This window comes from Streptomyces microflavus (assembly GCF_014650075.1).
Taxonomy (GTDB): Bacteria; Actinomycetota; Actinomycetes; order Streptomycetales; family Streptomycetaceae; genus Streptomyces; species Streptomyces microflavus.
Genome location: NZ_BMUG01000010.1, coordinates 133,323 through 149,665 on the forward strand (window position 1 = coordinate 133,323; position 16,343 = coordinate 149,665).

The 16,343-nt window shown below is 71.2% G+C and carries 14 protein-coding genes; 7 read left to right on the plus strand and 7 right to left on the minus strand.

The features are described 5' to 3' along the window. Positions 1-130: 130 nt before the first annotated feature. The gene (locus IE264_RS27530) at positions 131-1,291 is read right to left on the minus strand and encodes a P1 family peptidase (RefSeq protein ID WP_229887805.1); all 1,161 of its coding nucleotides are present in this window, start codon (positions 1,289-1,291) and stop codon (positions 131-133) included. Positions 1,292-1,459: 168 nt separating this feature from the next. Between IE264_RS27530 and IE264_RS27535 the strand changes: the two genes are divergently transcribed. The 6 genes from IE264_RS27535 to IE264_RS27560 all read left to right on the plus strand — a co-directional run bounded on the left by IE264_RS27535 (position 1,460) and on the right by IE264_RS27560 (position 7,070). Then, entirely contained in the window at positions 1,460-2,674 is a 1,215-nt protein-coding gene (locus tag IE264_RS27535) for an MFS transporter (RefSeq protein WP_032758056.1), read from the plus strand. Beyond that, positions 2,671-4,998, plus strand: coding sequence for a molybdopterin oxidoreductase family protein (locus tag IE264_RS27540; protein WP_032758055.1), 2,328 nt, complete (start codon positions 2,671-2,673; stop codon positions 4,996-4,998). The genes IE264_RS27535 and IE264_RS27540 overlap by 4 nt, the downstream gene beginning before the upstream one ends. Positions 4,999-5,004: 6 nt before the next feature. Then, positions 5,005-5,607 carry a 4Fe-4S dicluster domain-containing protein gene (locus tag IE264_RS27545; protein ID WP_015609150.1) on the plus strand — a complete coding sequence of 201 codons (603 nt, stop codon included), beginning with the start codon at positions 5,005-5,007 and terminating at the stop codon, positions 5,605-5,607. Next, positions 5,604-6,356 (plus strand): QcrA and Rieske domain-containing protein, encoded by a 753-nt coding sequence (locus IE264_RS27550; protein WP_032758054.1) that lies wholly within the window; start codon positions 5,604-5,606, stop codon positions 6,354-6,356. The genes IE264_RS27545 and IE264_RS27550 overlap by 4 nt, the downstream gene beginning before the upstream one ends. Beyond that, a complete protein-coding gene (locus IE264_RS27555; protein WP_031124115.1) occupies positions 6,353-6,748 on the plus strand; it encodes a hypothetical protein in 396 nt (131 codons plus the stop codon). Before IE264_RS27550 ends, IE264_RS27555 begins: the two co-directional genes overlap by 4 nt. A 97-nt stretch (positions 6,749-6,845) precedes the next feature. Next, on the plus strand, positions 6,846-7,070 hold the full coding sequence (locus IE264_RS27560) for a hypothetical protein (protein WP_015609147.1): 225 nt from the start codon (positions 6,846-6,848) through the stop codon (positions 7,068-7,070). Between the two features lie 16 nt (positions 7,071-7,086). Here IE264_RS27560 and IE264_RS27565 read toward each other — a convergent pair whose 3' ends face one another. The 6 genes from IE264_RS27565 to IE264_RS27590 form a co-directional block, all read right to left on the minus strand. Continuing rightward, positions 7,087-7,644, minus strand: coding sequence for an MscL family protein (locus tag IE264_RS27565; RefSeq protein WP_032758053.1), 558 nt, complete (start codon positions 7,642-7,644; stop codon positions 7,087-7,089). A 113-nt stretch (positions 7,645-7,757) separates the two neighbouring features. Beyond that, positions 7,758-8,249, minus strand: coding sequence for a hypothetical protein (locus IE264_RS27570; protein ID WP_032758188.1), 492 nt, complete (start codon positions 8,247-8,249; stop codon positions 7,758-7,760). Between the two features lie 412 nt (positions 8,250-8,661). Beyond that, positions 8,662-9,546 (minus strand): S-methyl-5'-thioadenosine phosphorylase, encoded by an 885-nt coding sequence (locus IE264_RS27575; protein ID WP_032758052.1) that lies wholly within the window; start codon positions 9,544-9,546, stop codon positions 8,662-8,664. Positions 9,547-9,700: 154 nt separating this feature from the next. Then, on the minus strand, positions 9,701-10,054 hold the full coding sequence (locus tag IE264_RS27580; protein WP_031124120.1) for an FmdB family zinc ribbon protein: 354 nt from the start codon (positions 10,052-10,054) through the stop codon (positions 9,701-9,703). A 66-nt stretch (positions 10,055-10,120) separates the two neighbouring features. Further along, positions 10,121-11,401: an MFS transporter gene (locus IE264_RS27585; RefSeq protein ID WP_015609142.1), complete on the minus strand. Its 1,281-nt coding sequence runs from the start codon at positions 11,399-11,401 to the stop codon at positions 10,121-10,123. A gap of 292 nt (positions 11,402-11,693) precedes the next feature. Continuing rightward, the gene (locus IE264_RS27590; RefSeq protein ID WP_015609141.1) at positions 11,694-13,286 is read right to left on the minus strand and encodes a potassium/proton antiporter; all 1,593 of its coding nucleotides are present in this window, start codon (positions 13,284-13,286) and stop codon (positions 11,694-11,696) included. 299 nt (positions 13,287-13,585) lie between these two features. Here IE264_RS27590 and IE264_RS27595 point away from each other — a divergent pair, with 299 nt between their 5' ends. Further along, positions 13,586-16,336 (plus strand): penicillin acylase family protein, encoded by a 2,751-nt coding sequence (locus IE264_RS27595; RefSeq protein WP_032758050.1) that lies wholly within the window; start codon positions 13,586-13,588, stop codon positions 16,334-16,336. Positions 16,337-16,343: the final 7 nt, after the last annotated feature.

Consider the following 16,343-nt stretch of genomic DNA (forward strand, 5'->3'; position numbering starts at 1 on the left):
GTAAGGCGCACGAGATAAGTTCCCCGTCTGTTCCCGGCGCATTTCGGGCGGTTGGGGGTGAACTCCCTTGCCTCGGTTGCGAGTCGGGAGCCCGCGCGCCCCCGCTCGGGCGCCGCGCGCCCCGGCGGTCCTACGCTTCGGCGCCGCCGTCCGGGCCGTCCCCGTACAGGTCCGTGTAGGCGAGGAACGTGCCGCCCGGCCCCTGGACGGTCCGGGCCGCGCGTACCGCCTTCACGATCGCGCGGGCCAGCACATCGGCGCTCGCCGCGAGGATCTCGTTGACCGCGACCGGGTTCTCCGGGGGCACCCGCACCCGGCCCGTGGCCAGCGCGAACACGGTGTCCCCGTCGGTCAGCAGATGGACCGGGCGCACCGCGCGGGCCATGCCGTCGTGCGCGGTGCCCGCCAGTTTCTGCGCCTGGGCCCTGACGAGATCCGCGTCCGTCGCGACGACCGCGATCGTGGTGTTGAACGGCGGCACCCCGCCCCCGGCCGCCTCCGCCGCCTCCCGCTCCCGCGCCAGCCGCCCCACCGCCGCCGCGTGCGTCCCGGCCGAGGGGTGGGCGGGCGGCTCCCCGACCCCGTACTCCCCGAACAGCACCCCGGTACGGGGATCGAGCACCGAGCCCGCCGCGTTCACCGCGACCAGGGCGGCGACGGTGACCCCGGAGGTGAGCCGGACGCTCGCCGTGCCGATGCCGCCCTTGAGCTGCCCGGCCACCGCGCCGCTACCCGCGCCCACGCTTCCCTCGGCTACCGGGGCTCCCGGGCCGGAAGCGGCCGCCGCCTCCACCGCGGCGCGGCCGGTCGACGCGTCGGGGCGGGCCCGCCAGTCGCCGCCCCGGCCGAGGTCGAACAGGGCCGCGGCCGGAACGACCGGGACCACCTGGGCGGGTCCGGCGCCGACCCGGACGCCCCGGCCCTGCTCCTCCAGCCAGGCCATCACGCCTGACGCGGCGTCGAGCCCGTACGCGCTGCCGCCCGTGAGGACGACCGCGTCGACCCGCTGCACCAGGTTGCGCGGATCCAGGGCGTCCGTCTCCCGGGTGCCCGGCCCGCCACCCCGTACATCCACGGCGGCCACCGCCCCGCCCTCCGGCGCCAGCACCACCGTCGTACCGCTCAACGCCCCGGCCCCGGCCACCCGGGCATGACCGACCCGGATCCCGGCCACATCGGTCAGCGCGTCCAGCAGTGGGGCGCCCTCCGGCGACGGGACGCCCTCCGGTGATGCGGCGTCCGGCAGCGACACGGCGTCCGGCAGCGGCGAGTGCGGGTCCTCGGCGGTCATCGGGCACTCCTCGGGTCGGCGCCCGCGAGCAGGCGCAGGCTCGTGTACGTAGGCTCCGAACGTACCGGCGGTCGCTGGGCCTGTCCCCTGCGCCTGTCCGGGCGACCCGCTCACCCCCATACCGCCCAAAACGGGTCCAAATGCCGTAGGCGGTCCTACGGTGGCCGAGTGACCGAGCCGCCAGAAGACCCCGCAGCCCCCGCCACAGCCGAGCCTCACCCACCCAGCGGTTCCGCGGGCGCTCTCCCCGACGGTTTTGCGGGTGCGGTTTCCGACGGTTCTGCGGGGCCGATCCCCGGCGGGTCAGAGCGGGCGATCCCCGGCGACTCCACCGCCGCATCCCCCGCCACCACCGGCCCCCGGTCGGTCACCACCCGGGCAACCCTGGTCGGCGTGGTGGTCTCCGCCCTGCTGATCCTCGCGATCGTGCTCGGCAGCCGCATGCTGCGCAACTTCGACTCGGCGCTCCTTCCCTACGCCGTGGCCACTGTCTTCCTCGCCTTCGGCGTCGCCTACCGCTACACGGTCTGGATCTCCGCCCCCGGCGCCCGACGCCTCTTCCGACAGGGCTGGCGCAGCCTCTTCTCGTACGAGAACTTCCGTCAGGCCCCCACCGCGCTGCCGAAGATGATCGCCACCTACCTCGGCTTCCAGAAGTTCCTCGGCGCCCGGTCCCACGCCCGCTGGGCCGCTCACCAGTTGATCTTCTGGGGCTGCATCCTCGCCGCGCTGATCACCTTCCCGCTCACCTGGGGCTGGTTCACCTTCACCTCAGGCAGCGGCTCGGGGCCCGGCTACGAGATGCGGATCTGGGGCATCAAGATCCTCGGCTTCGACTCCCTCTCTGTCCTCGGCTGGCTGATGTTCCACGGCCTCGACATCGCAGCCGTCCTCGTCATCCCCGGCGCCTCGTACTTCCTGTGGCGCCGGATGAAGGACCGCGGCGCCTCGACCGGCCAGCGTTTCGCCTACGACCTGGTACCGCTGATCGCACTGATCGTCATCTCCGTGACCGGGCTGCTGCTCACCTTCTCCTCGATCTTCCTGCACGGCGGCGGCTACCAGTTCCTGGCGATCCTCCACATGGTCTCGGTGGTCTTCACCCTCATCTACATCCCGTTCGGCAAGTTCTTCCACATCGTCCAGCGCCCGGCCGCGGTCGGCATGCAGCTGTTCAAGTACACCGGCCGCCAGGACGACAAGGTCTTCGCCTGCCGCCGCTGCGAGGAACCCATCGACACCGGCCCCTACGTCGAGAACCTGCGGGGCACCATGCGTGACCTCCGGCTCGGCTTCGACGCCTGGGCCGAGTACTGCCCGCGCTGCAAGCGGGTGCTGCGCGGCAGCGCCTACCTCTCCCAGGTGAAGAAGGGCTTCAAGTGACCGCGGATCCGCAAGCTGCCGCCGACCGCCGCACGTTCATCCCGCTCGACCCCTCCCTCGCACCGCCCGGCACCCGCGCCTTCCGGGACGCGGGCTCCATCCCGGCCGACAAGTGGCACGCCGATCAGAACGGCGAGACGCTGGTGCCCACCCACTGCTGCTTCTGCGGTGTCCAGTGCGGGATGTATCTGCGGGTGGACCGCGGCGGCAAGGTCTTCGGCGTCGAACCCCGCAACCACGACATCAACCGGATGCGGCTCTGCCCCAAGGGCATCAACGCCTACCAGCAGGTCAACCACCCCGACCGGCTCACCGCCCCGCTGATGCGCCGGTCCCGCGACGAGGAGTTCCGGGAGGCCTCCTGGGAGGAGGCGCTCGACTTCACCGTCTCCGAGATCCAGCGCATCCAGCAGACCTACGGCAACGACGCCTTCGGGCTGCTCGGCGGCGCCAGCCTCTTCTCCGAGAAGACGTATCTGGTGGGCAAGTTCGCCCGGGTCGCCCTCAAGTCCCGGCACGTCGACTACAACGGCCGTCTCTGCATGGTCAGCGCGGCGGGCGCCAACAAGCTCGCCTTCGGCATCGACCGGGCCGGCAACCCCTTCTCCGACATCCTCCTCACCGACTGCCTCCTCATCGCCGGCTCCAACGTCGGCGAGTGCTTCCCCGTGATGACCCAGTACGTCTGGGGAGCCCGGGACCGCGGGGCGAGCCTCATCGTCATCGACCCGCGCGAGACCGCCATCGCCCGGACCGCCGACATCCACGTCGCCCTCAAACCCGGCACCGACTCGGCCTTCTTCACCTCCGTACTGAACGTCGTCATCGAGGAAGGGCTCACCGACGAGAACTACCTCGCCGCCCACGCCACCGGCTGGGAGGAGGTCAAGGCCAAGGCGGCCGAGTACCCGCCGTCCCGTGCCGCCGCGATCTGCGGCATCCCCGCCGAACAGATCGTGCAGGTCGCCCGCACCTTCGCCCGCGCCCCCAAGGCCATGGCCTGGCACGCCCGGGGCATCGAGCACCACTCGCAGGGCGTCGAGAACTGCCTCTCCGTGATCAGCCTCTGCACCGCCACCGGCCACATCGGCAAGCCCGGCGCCGGCTACGGCACCATCACCGGCCAGGGCAACGGGCAGGGCGGCCGCGAGCACGGCCAGAAGTCCGACCTCCTGCCGGGCGGGCGCTCCATCACCAATCCGGAGCACCGCCGTCAGATCTGCGAGATCTGGGGCATCGAGGAGTCCGAACTCCCGCCCGCAGGCACCTCCATGATGGAGATGGTCTGGCAGATGCAGCGCCACGAGATCCGCGGCCTGATCGGCATCTGCAACAACCCGTTCGTCTCCCTGCCCAACTACCGGGTGGTCAAGGAGGGGTACGACGCCACCGAGTTCCACGCCCAATTCGACTTCTTCCTCTCCGAGACCGCCGCCAACGCGCATGTCGTCTTCCCCGTCACCACCTGGGCCGAGGACGAAGGGGTGATGGCCAACGCCGAGGCCCGCGTGGTCAAGCACAACAAGGCCCAGGACCCGCCGCCCGGCGTCCGCACCGACACCTGGGTGATGTGCGAACTCGCCCGTCGGCTCGGCGCCGGGGACAAATTCGACTTCCCCGACTCCCGGGCGGTCTTCGACGAGCTGCGCATCGCCTCCGCCGGCACCGTCAACGACTACTACGGCATCACCTACGAACGGCTGGAGGAGACCGGCGGCATCGCCTGGCCCTGCCCCTCCACCGACCACCCCGGCACCCCGCGCCTCTTCGAGGACGGGAAGACCTACCATCCCGACGGCAAGATCCACCTCCAGGCCGTCGAGTGGCACCCGCCGATGGACCCGTACGACGACGAGCACCCCATGTCGCTCACCACCGGCCGGACCGTGGCCCACTTCCTCTCCGGCAACCAGACCCGCAGGCTCGGAGCCCTCGTGGAGCAGACCCCGCGCCCCTGGGCCGAGATCCACCCCTCCCACGGCTTCCGCAACGGCGAGCCCGTCCGGGTCGTCACCCGGCGCGGCAGCGAGGTCTTCCCCGCCCTGGTCACCGAGGCGATCCGCCCCGACACCGTCTTCATCCCCTACCACTGGCCGGTCCCCACCGCCGCCAACGCCCTCACCATCGACGCCCTCGACCCCCGCTCCAAGATCCCCGAGTACAAGGTGTGCGCCTGCCGTATCGAGCACGCCGACCGGATCGACGAGGTCCCCGCACCCCCGGTCGCCCCCGGCCATGTCGCCTACCCGGAAACCCAGGTCTCCCGAACCGACCCGCTGCCTCCCACGTCCCCCCAGGGCCGTGGCACCTCGGAGAGGAGCTGATCCCCCATGATGGGCAGAACGATCTTCATCGACCCGGGGCGCTGCATCGGCTGCCAGGCCTGTGTCTCCGCCTGCCGCGAATGCGACTCGCACCGCGGGAAATCGATGATCCACCTCGACTACACCGACGAGGGCCACTCCGTCGCCTCCCTTCCCACCGTCTGCATGCACTGCGAGGACCCGGTCGCCCCCTGCGCCGAGGTCTGCCCCGCCGACGCGATCCTGGTGACCGCCGACGGTGTGGTGCAGCAGGCCGACACCACCCGCTGCATCGGCTGCGCCAACTGCGTCAACGCCTGCCCCTTCGGCGTCCCGAAGATCGACCTCGGCGCGAAGCTCCAGCTGAAGTGCAACCTCTGCTACGACCGCACCGCCTACGGCCTCGCCCCCATGTGCGCCACCGTCTGCCCGACCGGAGCGCTCTTCTACGGGACCGTCGAGGAGCTCCAGGCCGAGCGCCCCGGTGTCCAGGTCGCCGACACCTTCGTCTTCGGCGAGACCGAGGTCCGCACCGGCGTGGCCATGGTCGTCCCCGCCGAGAAGGTGCAGTGGCCGGTCCCCGGCGGTCTGCCCGTCGTCGAGATCAACGGGAAGGACGTCCGCCGGTGAGCGTCACCGAACAGCAGCAGGGCGGCGAGCACCCCTCCGGTGGAGACCCGCGCGAGGCGCTCCAGGACCGGATCGCCGCCGACTCCCTCACCTCCCGGCGCGACTACCTCCGGATCGTCACCACCGTCTCCGGCGGTCTCGCCGTCGGCGGCATCGGCGTGGCCGCGGGCATCCTGCACCGCCACGGCGACGGTGAGGAGGGCAAGGCACCCGAGCCGAAACGCATCGCCCAGCGGCTCCCGCCCGGCCAGTCCATCGCCTTCCGCTACCCGGGCGAGGAGGACCGGGCCGTCGCCGTCCGGCTCGACGACGGCACCCTCGTCGGCTACTCCGCCGTCTGCACCCACCTCGCCTGCGCCGTGCTCTGGCGCAAGGACCGGGGCCGGGAGGGCGAGCTGTACTGCCCCTGCCACGAGGGCGTCTTCGACGCCCGCTCCGGCGAGGTGACCGCCGGGCCGCCCCCGCGCGGACTGCCGAAGGTCGTGGTCATCGAGGAGGCCGACGGCAGTATCTGGGCCGTCGGGACCACCCGCTCCGGCGAGAGCGTCGAGGCGGGCCTCTGCCGCCAGCTCGGCGGCGAACGCCCCGACCTCGCGGCCCGTATCGGCTGCCCCGACATCGGCAGCGGCGCCGAATCCCCGCCCCGGGCCGCGGGAGCCGCCTCCCGGGGCGGCGGTGCGGCGGCGCCGGGCCGAGCCGGGGCTTCCCCCGTCTCCGGCCGCACCGAGACCCCCGGCAGGCGGGCATGACCGACGCCCCGCACCCCGAGCAGCCGCTGCCGCCCCCGGGCAGCCACTACCCCACGTACCGCCCCGGCAGTGCCGACCCCGCGCTGAACCGGCCCGTCCACGAGCGCTATCCGCAGATCCGCCCCACCAGCGGCTACGGAGACCCGCGCGTCCACCACACCGGGCCCGGCCCCGGCGCGGGCACCGACCAGGATCCCGAGCGCTCCTCGAAACTGACCGCCCGCCTCGCCCTGGCGATGACCGTGGTCATCGGCCAGCTCTGGGGCCTGACGGTGCTGATCGACGAGTGGATGGAAGGCAACACCGGCACGGCCTGGTGGGGGGCCGGCTTCCTCTGTCTGTCGTTCCTCGTAGTGCTCGGCCTGTGGCTGATCGACCCGAAGGACCGCTGACGGCCACCGGGCCTGGAAGCGGGACGCGGCCCGCCGGGGGATCCGCCCGGTCCGGCGGCGGCCCGCACCCCACCGCCGGCCGCCGTACCCTGAAGACATGAGTGCCGCCCCCGCCCCCGGCCCGCGAGATGCGAAGCAGCAGCAGCCGCAGGCACAGCCGCCCGAGGAACCGAAGCCCAAGCCGGTTCTGATCTTCGACGATCCGCTGGACCAGCAGTCCGCGGACGACACGGACCGGGGATGGGGTGAGCGGCCCTCCGCCGGCTCCGGCGCCGCCGACCTCGCGCGCTTCCTCGACGAGAAGCCGCCCCACCACATCTGAACCGCTGAACGGCCGGCTACCGCTCCCCGTCCCGGCCCGGCAGCGCCCCGCCGCCGTCCTCGCCCGGCCCAACGGTGCCGAACCCGCCGGTCCCAGCCCCACTGACACCGCTCGCGCCACCATCGCGCTGCGCGACCAGGGCGTCGCGGATCTCCTTGAGCACCTCCAGTTCGCTCACCTCCAGCGTCTCCTGCACGCCCTCCTTGGCGGCCTGCATCGCCGCCCGCCGGGCCAGGTACTTGGCCATCGGCAGCACCATCAGGAAGTACACGACGGCGGCGGTGATCAGGAAGCTGAGGGCGGCGCTGAGCACCGAGCCCCACAGGATCTCGATCCCGTCCATCTCGCCGGTGGCCGGGTCCTTGGCGCAGGGGCCCTGGAGGCAGGAGCTGTAGTTGTCCAGGTCCTGCGTCCCGAACGCACCGACCAGGGGGTTGATGACGCCCTTGACGACGGCGTTCACGATGTTCGTGAACGCGGCGCCGATGACGACAGCCACCGCGAGGTCGATCACATTGCCGCGCGTCAGGAAGGCCTTGAAGCCCTCCAGCAGACTGACCTTCTTCTCGCTCACAGGTGAGCCTTCTTTCGCATGTGCGGTGACGGGAGCAAACTGCTCCGCCACCTAAGGCGGCAGAAGGCGGCACTGTCCAATCCGGTAATGCCCACGGGTGACTTGAGAGAGCGTCAGTTCCCATCGGACACCGCCACCGCCAGCCGCCCCGAAGCACCCGCGCCCAGCAGCGCCGTGGCGGTGGACCGCTCCACGGAGAGCATCACCAGGGCCCCTTCCCCCGCCGCGCCCGCGCTGACCACGCCCACACCGTCGCTCCGGTGACCACCGTCGTCGGCGCCCGCGCTCGGCACCTGAGCCACGCGCACGCCCCGCGCCACCAGACGGGCGTCGTCGCCCGCCTCGCCGACCGCGATCACATCGACGCGGTCTCCCGGGCGCAGCAGCCGCACCGTCGCCGCGTCCGCGATCCGCACCGGCGCGGAGACGAGGTGCACCGACGGCCGGCCGGTCTTCGCCGCCGTGTCCGGAGCAGCGCTGCCGTCTGCGGCGCTGCCCGGCCCCGTCGTGGCCAGAGCCGCACCCACCAGCGCGATCCCGGCGGCGATGGCGCGGCGCTGCCTGCGCAGCATCCGCCGCAGCCGGTACGTCCCGCCGCCCCGCACCCGCAGCGGCGCGAACGGCCCCACCCCGCACGGGGCAGGAGGCGGCGCCGGGGGCCGGGGAAACGCCTTCACCTGGTCGGCGGCGCGCGGGGGAGCGGCTGGGGTGTGACGTGCGGAGAGGGCGGAAGGGACGGAGAGAGCGGAGGGGACGGAGAGGACGGAGGGGACGGACAGGACGGAGTGAGATGACCGGGCGGGGAAGGGGGACTTGGGCATGGCGCCACCTGCAATCGGACGAGGGGAGCCCGGCCGGAGGTCCCGGCCGAACTCCCCTCACGATCCACCGTCCGCGCGGATCCCGCCGGGGCCTGTGGACAACCCCGGGATTGTGGACAACTCCGTCACCCGATCCGGTGCCCCGGCCGCCGCGAGGCGGCCCTACGGCAGCGTGCTCCCGTCCCGCGACCGGCCGCTACGGCAGCGCGACCCCCGTGTCGATCCCGTCCAGCGCGTGGGCGCAGGCGCAGTTGCGGGCCCCTGTCGCAGGCAGCCCGCCCACCGCGTCGAACAGCACCGACCGGAGCCGGTCGACGTTGGCCGCGAACACCTGGAGCACCTCCTCGTGCGAGACGCCCTCACCGGCCTCGGCGCCCGCGTCCAGGTCGGTCACGAGGGTCATCGTTGTGTAGCAGAGCCCCAGTTCCCGGGCGAGCACGGCTTCCGGATGCCCGGTCATCCCGACCACCGACCAGCCCATCGCCGCGTGCCAGCGGGATTCCGCGCGGGTGGAGAAGCGGGGCCCCTCGACCACCACCAGGGTGCCGCCGTCCACCGACTCCCAGCCGCGCCCGCGCGCGGCGGCGAGCGCCGCCTTCCGCCCCTCGGGGCAGTACGGATCGGCGAAGCCCAGATGCACGACGTTGGGTACGGTCCCGTCGGCCCGCGTCTCACCGTCGTAATAGGTCTGCACACGTGCCTTGGTGCGGTCCACCAGCTGGTCCGGGACGAGCAGGGTGCCCGGGCCGAACTCCGGGCGCAGCCCGCCGACGGCACAGGGGCCCAGCACCTGGCGGACGCCGACGGAGCGCAGGGCCCAGAGGTTGGCCCGGTAGTTGATGCGGTGGGGCGGCAGATGGTGACCGCGGCCGTGCCGGGGCAGGAAGGCCACCCGGCGGCCGCCGATCTCGCCGAGGAAGACCGAGTCGCTGGGCTTCCCGTAAGGGGTGTCCACGGAGACCTCGGTGACGTCCTCCAGGAAGGAGTAGAAGCCCGAGCCGCCGATGACGCCGATCTCCGCCCCCGGCGCCGTACCCGCGATGTCTGTGCCGGAACTCGTGTCCGTATGTGCGTTCACCATGCGGTCACCGTATCCGGGGGAGCATTCCGTGTTGCGCCGGGGAAACGCACGTACTCCGTCCCGGGGAAACGCACGGACCTTGCCCCGGAAACGCACGGACCCCGCCGAGTGGATATCGGCGGGGTCCGGTGAAGCGTGTGGGGTGTACGCGGGCTCAGGCGGCCGACGTACCGCTCGACGACGAGGCCGGCGCGGAGGCCGACGACGAGGAGGAAGCGGAGGACGAGGACGACGACGAAGCACTCGACTTCGCGTCCGAACCCGTCGACGAGGACGATCCGGAGTCGGACGACTTCGAGGACGACGTCGCCGGCGTGCTGCTCGACGAGGAGCCGCGGCTGTCGTTCCGGTAGAAACCGGAACCCTTGAAGACGATGCCGACCGCAGAGAACACCTTCTTCAGGCGTCCGTCACAGCTCGGGCAGACGGTCAGGGCGTCATCGGTGAACTTCTGCACCGCCTCGAGGCCCTCGCCACACTCGGTGCACTGGTACTGATAGGTCGGCACTTGCTCCTCCTGGCACTCTCACTCAATGAGTGCTAACGACGGTCCATACTGACGTATTCCGCGGGATCAGTCCACCGTGACCGGCTCGCGGTGACCGATCCCACGTGCCACGGTCCGGCCCACGGACTTCGGCGCGAGCCGTGAACGCAGGGCCAGCAGGGTCGCCAGCGCCAGTACGGTACCGGCCAGCGGGACCAGGAATCCGGTGCTCGCGCCGTGGGCGTCGGCGAGTTGGCCCGCCACCGTCACGGCGGCCGCCTGGCCCAGGGCCACGGCGCCCGTCAGCCAGGTGAAGGCCTCGGTGCGGGCGGTGGCCGGGACCAGCGACTCGACCAGCGTGTAGCCGCTGATCAGCGCCGGGGCGATGCAGAGGCCGACCAGCAGGCCGAGTCCGGCCAGCAACGGTACGGAGTGCACGGCCCAGAGGCCGGACGCCATGAGGGTCAGGGCCACATAGCCGACGACGAGGCGGCGCTGCGGGCTGCTCTTCCAGGCGATGGCACCGCAGACGACGCCGGCCAGCATGTTGCCCGCCGCGAAGATCCCGTACAGCAGACCGTTCACGCCGGGGTGGCCGATCTCCTGGGAGAACGCCGTCAGCGAGACCTGCATCCCGCCGAAGACCGCGCCGATGCCCAGGAAGGCGACGACCAGCACCCGGACGCCGGGTACGGAGAGCGCCGAGGTGTGCGGCCGGTCCGCCGTGGCGGCGGGGCGGGGTGCGGGCTGGGTGGCGCGCTGCGCGGCGAAGAGCAGACCGCCGATCAGGGTGAGCGCGGCCTCGGTGATCAGCCCGGCCGCCGGGTGCACGCCGGTGCACAGCGCGGTCGCGATCACCGGTCCGAGGACGAAGGTGAACTCGTCCGTCACCGACTCGAAGGCGGCGGCGGTGGACATCAGCGGGGAGGCGGGCCGGTCCGGGGTGGCCCCCAGCATCGCGGCCCAGCGGGCGCGCACCATCGGGCCGATCTGCGGGACCGAGGCGCCGGTGGGCACCGCGGCGGCGAACAGGGCCCACAGGGGCGCGTCCGCCAAGGCCAGCGCGGTCAGGGCGCTGACGGAGACGGTGTGCAGGAGTACGCCGGGCAGCAGGACGGCCCGCTGGCCGAACCGGTCGGCGAGTTTGCCGCCCTGCGGGGCCACCAGCGCCATCGAGACGCCCGCGACCGCAGCGACGGCACCGGCTGTCCCGTAGGAGCCGGTGGTGTGCTGGACGAGCAGCACGATGCCGATGGTCAGCATCGCGAAGGGCTGCCGGGCGGCGAAGCCCGGAAGGAGGAAGGTCCACGCACCAGGGGTGCGGAGGAGTTGCCCGTAACCGGGGCGGTCGGAGACCGTGGTTGCCACGGTCCTTGCCTTTCTGCCGCCTGGTGGCGCTGCTTCCCGACGCCTTTGTGGGGCGGGCCGGACGGAAGCGGCCGAGAGCTGTCCTCTTCGCGCGGAACTGCGGTAGATGCCGGGCGACTCGCTGCCATCGGCGAAGAAACGCCGGGCGAAGAGACACCACGACCGCCATACGGTCGCGCCAGCTCTGCATCAGACAGAGTTGGTCGATCAGTGTGCCTTTATCGTACAGGCAGGAAGTCCTGTGCGCCTGTGAATGTGCACAGGGCTTCCCGGACGGCCTGTGATCAGTGTCCTATGAGCGACGCGCGTTCGTAGTAGGGGCGTCGTCGGCCGGACCGAGCTTCTTGACGGGCCTGACCGGTTTCACGGCCTGGCGGACGGCGGATCCGCCCGTTCCCGAGGCTTTCGGAAGCCCTGGAGGCCCGGGGTTGCCCGGCGTACCGGACGATCCGCTTCCGCCGCTCGTGCCCAGCCAGCCGGCCAGCTTGCCGCCCTCGCCGACCGCGCGCAGCCGGGCCTCCGCCTTGTCGCGCACCGGGTCGGTCGCCACCACCAGGAGCTCGTCGCCGCGCCGCAGGACCGTGGTGGGGGAGGGCACGAAGCTCTCCTCCTCGCGGACCACCAGCGTGACCGCGGCCCCGGCCGGGAGCCGGAGCTCACCGACCTCGACGCCGTGCATCTTGGACTTGGCGGGGATGCCGACCGACAGCAGGTGGCCGCGCAGCCGCTCCAGCGGTGCGGACTCGATGCCCAGGTCGTCGGGCTCCGGCTCCTCGGCGATCTTCAGCTTGTCCGCGACCCACGGCAGGGTCGGGCCCTGGATCAGGGTGTAGACGATCACGAGGACGAAGACGATGTTGAAGATCCTGGTGCTGCCCTCCACCCCGGAGACCATCGGAATGGTCGCCAGGACGATGGGCACCGCCCCGCGCAGCCCGGCCCACGACATCAGGACCTTCTCGCGGGCCGGCAGCCGGAACGGCGCCAGGCTCAGGAAGACCGAGAGCGGCCGGGCCACCATGGTCAGCACCAGGCCCACCACGATCGCGGGCCAGAAGTCGTCGACCAGGTCGTGCGGGGTGACCAGCAGGCCGAGCAGCACGAACATGCCGATCTGGGCCAGCCAGCCCAGGCCGTCGGCGAACCCGCGAGTGGCGGGCCAGTGCGGCAGCTTGGAGTTGCCGAGGATCATGGCGGCCAGATAGACCGCGAGGAACCCGCTGCCGTGGGCCATCGCGCCCGCCGCGTACGCCATGACGGCGATGGCCATCACGGCGATCGGGTAGAGGCCGGAGGCGGGCAGGGCCACGTGCCGCAGCCCCAGGGAGCCCAGCCAGCCCACCGTGATGCCGATGGCGGCGCCGATGGCCAGCTCCAGGGCGATCTCGCCGATCAGGAGATACCAGTGCTCGACCGGGCCGACGGCGGAGAACGCGACGACGAGGATGACCACGGGGGCGTCGTTGAAGCCGGACTCGGCCTCCAGCACACCGGTGATCCGGGACGGCAGGGGCACTCTGCGCAGTACGGAGAAGACGGCTGCGGCGTCGGTGGAGGAGACGACCGCGCCGATGATGAGGGCCTGGCGCCAGTCCAGGCCGACGAGGTAGTGCGCGGCCGCGGCCGTGATGCCCACGCTGATGCCGACGCCGACGGTCGAGATCACCGCGGCCGCGGGCAGGACGGGACGGACCTCTTTCCACTTCGCCCCGAGTCCGCCCTCGGCCAGGATGACCACCAGGGCGGCGTAGCCGATCACCTGGGTCAGCTCGGCGTTGTCGAACTTGACGTCGAAGATGCCGTCCTGCCCCAGGGCGATCCCGATGCCGAGATACAGGAGCAGGCTGGGGAGCCCGCTGCGCGAGGAGATCCGTACCGCCGCCACGGCGACGAGCAGGACGAGCGAGCAGACGAGCAGGAGTTCGTTGAGCGCGTGGACAGTCAGGGTCCGTTCCTTCCCTGCGTGCGCCTGCCGGATCGTCCTCCGGCAGCCAGTTACTTCGTTACCTTACCTAATCTTTAACGTTTCCTTGACGGCTTCGGCGATCGCATTACGGCTTCCCGTGTCCGTACAAGGGATACGCGCAAATGGATGCATCCCTATACCGCGTCCGAGTGGCTTCTCGGCTGCGCCTATGGTTGCTCCTGCACTCCCAGGACCACCCTGCCCCTCGAAGGACAGCGATGCCCGCCAATACAACCGACTCTTCCGGCCCTTCCGACGACGCGAAGAAGCCCGGCAGGAAGAAGAAGGGGCGCCGCGTCCGCCTCCTTCTGCTCGTCCTGGTGCTGGCGCTCGTCGCGGGTGTCGGGTTCGGCGCCTACTGGTCCGTCTCCACCGTGCGGGCCTCGTACCCCCAGACCACCGGAACGATCACCCTCGACGGCCTTACCGGTGACGTCGAGGTCAAACGGGACTCCTACGGCATTCCGCAGATCTACGCGGACTCCGACGCCGACCTCTTCCGCGCCCAGGGCTTCGTCCAGGCCCAGGACCGCTTCTGGGAGATGGACGTCCGGCGCCATATGACGGCGGGCCGGCTCTCCGAGATGTTCGGTTCCGGTCAGGTCGAGACCGACTCCTTCCTGCGCACGCTCGGCTGGCGGAAGGTCGCGCAGCAGGAGTACGACGAGGTCCTGGACGAGGACACCAAGAAGAACCTCCAGTCGTACGCGGAGGGCGTCAACGCGTACCTGAAGGGCAAGGAAGGCCGGGACATCTCGGTCGAGTACGCCGCGCTGGGGCTGACCAACGACTACAAGCCGACCGAGTGGACCCCGGTGGACTCGGTCGCCTGGCTCAAGGCCATGGCCTGGGACCTGCGCGGCAACATGCAGGACGAGATCGACCGCTCGCTGCTGACCAGCCGGCTCGACAAGGACCAGATCGACGACCTGTACCCGGACTACCCGTACGACACCCACAAGCCGATCGTCGACCGGGGCGCGGTCTCCCCGGCCACCGGGAAGTACGACCTCGACGCCACGCCGTCGGACGACATCGGCTCCGGAACCGCGCAGGGCGCCACCGAGGGCCTGAACACCCAGCTCTCCGCGCTCTCCGACACCCTGGACGAGATCCCCGCCCTGCTCGGCCCGAACGGCAACGGCATCGGATCGAACTCCTGGGTCGTCAGGGGCGACCACACGACGACCGGCAAGGCGCTGCTCGCCAACGACCCGCACCTGGCGCCGATGCTGCCCTCGCTCTGGTACCAGATGGGCCTGCACTGCCGGGAGCTCTCCAAGAGCTGCCAGTACGACACTGCGGGCTACACCTTCTCCGGCATGCCCGGTGTGATCATCGGCCACAACCAGGACATCGCCTGGGGCCTCACCAACCTGGGCGCGGACGTCACCGACCTCTTCCTGGAGAAGGTCTCCGGTGACGGCTATCTGTACGGCGACAAGGTGAAGCCGTTCACCACCCGCGAGGAGACCATCAAGGTCGCGGGCGGCAAGGACCGGAAGATCACCGTCCGTGAGACGAACAACGGACCTCTCGTCTCCGACCGCAGCAAGGAACTGGACAAGGTCGGCCAGAAGGCCCCCGTGCCCAACGCCGCTCCCGACCGTGCCGACGGTTACGCGGTCGCCCTGAGGTGGACCGCCCTCAAGGCGGGCAAGTCCATGGACGCGGTCTTCGCCATCAACCGGGCCAAGGACTTCACCACCTTCCGGGCGGCCGCCAAGAACTTCGAGGTCCCCTCGCAGAACCTCATCTACGCCGACACCGAGGGCAACATCGGCTACCAGGCGCCGGGCACCATCCCGGTCCGCCTCAAGGGCGACGGCACGCTGCCCAGCCCCGGCTGGGACCCGGCGTACGGCTGGGCGAAGGAGCCGATCCCCTTCGACGAGCTGCCCTTCGAGTACAACCCCGAGCGCGGCTACATCGTCACCGCCAACCAGGCCGTGATCGACGAGAGCAAGTATCCCCACCTGCTGACGAAGGACTGGGGTTACGGCACCCGCAGCCAGCGGATCAACGACCTCATCGCCCAGAAGATCAAGGGCGGTGAGAAGGTCTCGACCGACGACATGCAGAAGATGCAGATGGACAACACCAGCGAGATCGCCGCGCTGCTGGTGCCCGAGCTGCTGAAGATCAACATCTCCGACCCGAGCGTGCGTGAGGCGCAGAAGCTGCTGGAGGGCTGGGACTACACCCAGGAGCCCGACTCGGCCGCCGCCGCGTACTTCAACGGCGTCTGGCGCAACATCCTCAAGCTCGCCTTCGGCAACAAGCTGCCCAAGGAGCTGCGGGTCGAGGGCGACTGCCTGAACGTGCCGCCGGCCAAGAACAGCGGCCCGGCCGACCAGCAGAAGAAGCTCGTGCGCGAGTGCGGCCAGCGGGACGGCGACAGCGCGCAGCCGGACGGCGGGGACCGCTGGTTCCAGGTGGTCCGCGACATCGTCGAGGACCAGGACAACGAGTGGTGGAAGGCGCCCGCCAGGGGCCGCGAGGCCGCCCTGGAGAGCCGGGACGACCTCTTCGCCCGGGCGATGGAGGACGCGCGCTGGGAGCTGACCGCCAAGCTCGGCAAGAACATCTCCACCTGGAGCTGGGGCCGACTGCACCGGCTGATGCTGAAGAACCAGACCCTCGGTACCGAAGGGCCCGATCTGCTCCAGCGGGCGCTCAACCGCGGCCCCTGGAACCTCGGCGGCGGCGAGGCGGCGGTCAACGCCACCGGCTGGAACGCGGCGAGCGGCTACGAGGTCGTCTGGGTGCCGTCGATGCGGATGGTCGTCAACGTGGGGGACTGGGACAAGTCCCGCTGGATCAACCTCACCGGCGCCTCCGGGCACGCGTTCAACGCGCACTACACCGACCAGACCGACAAGTGGGCCGACGGTGAACTGCTCGACTGGTCCTTCGGTACGGACGCGGTCGGCGAGTCCACCGTCGACACGCTGACACTGAAGCCCTAGCGGTCTG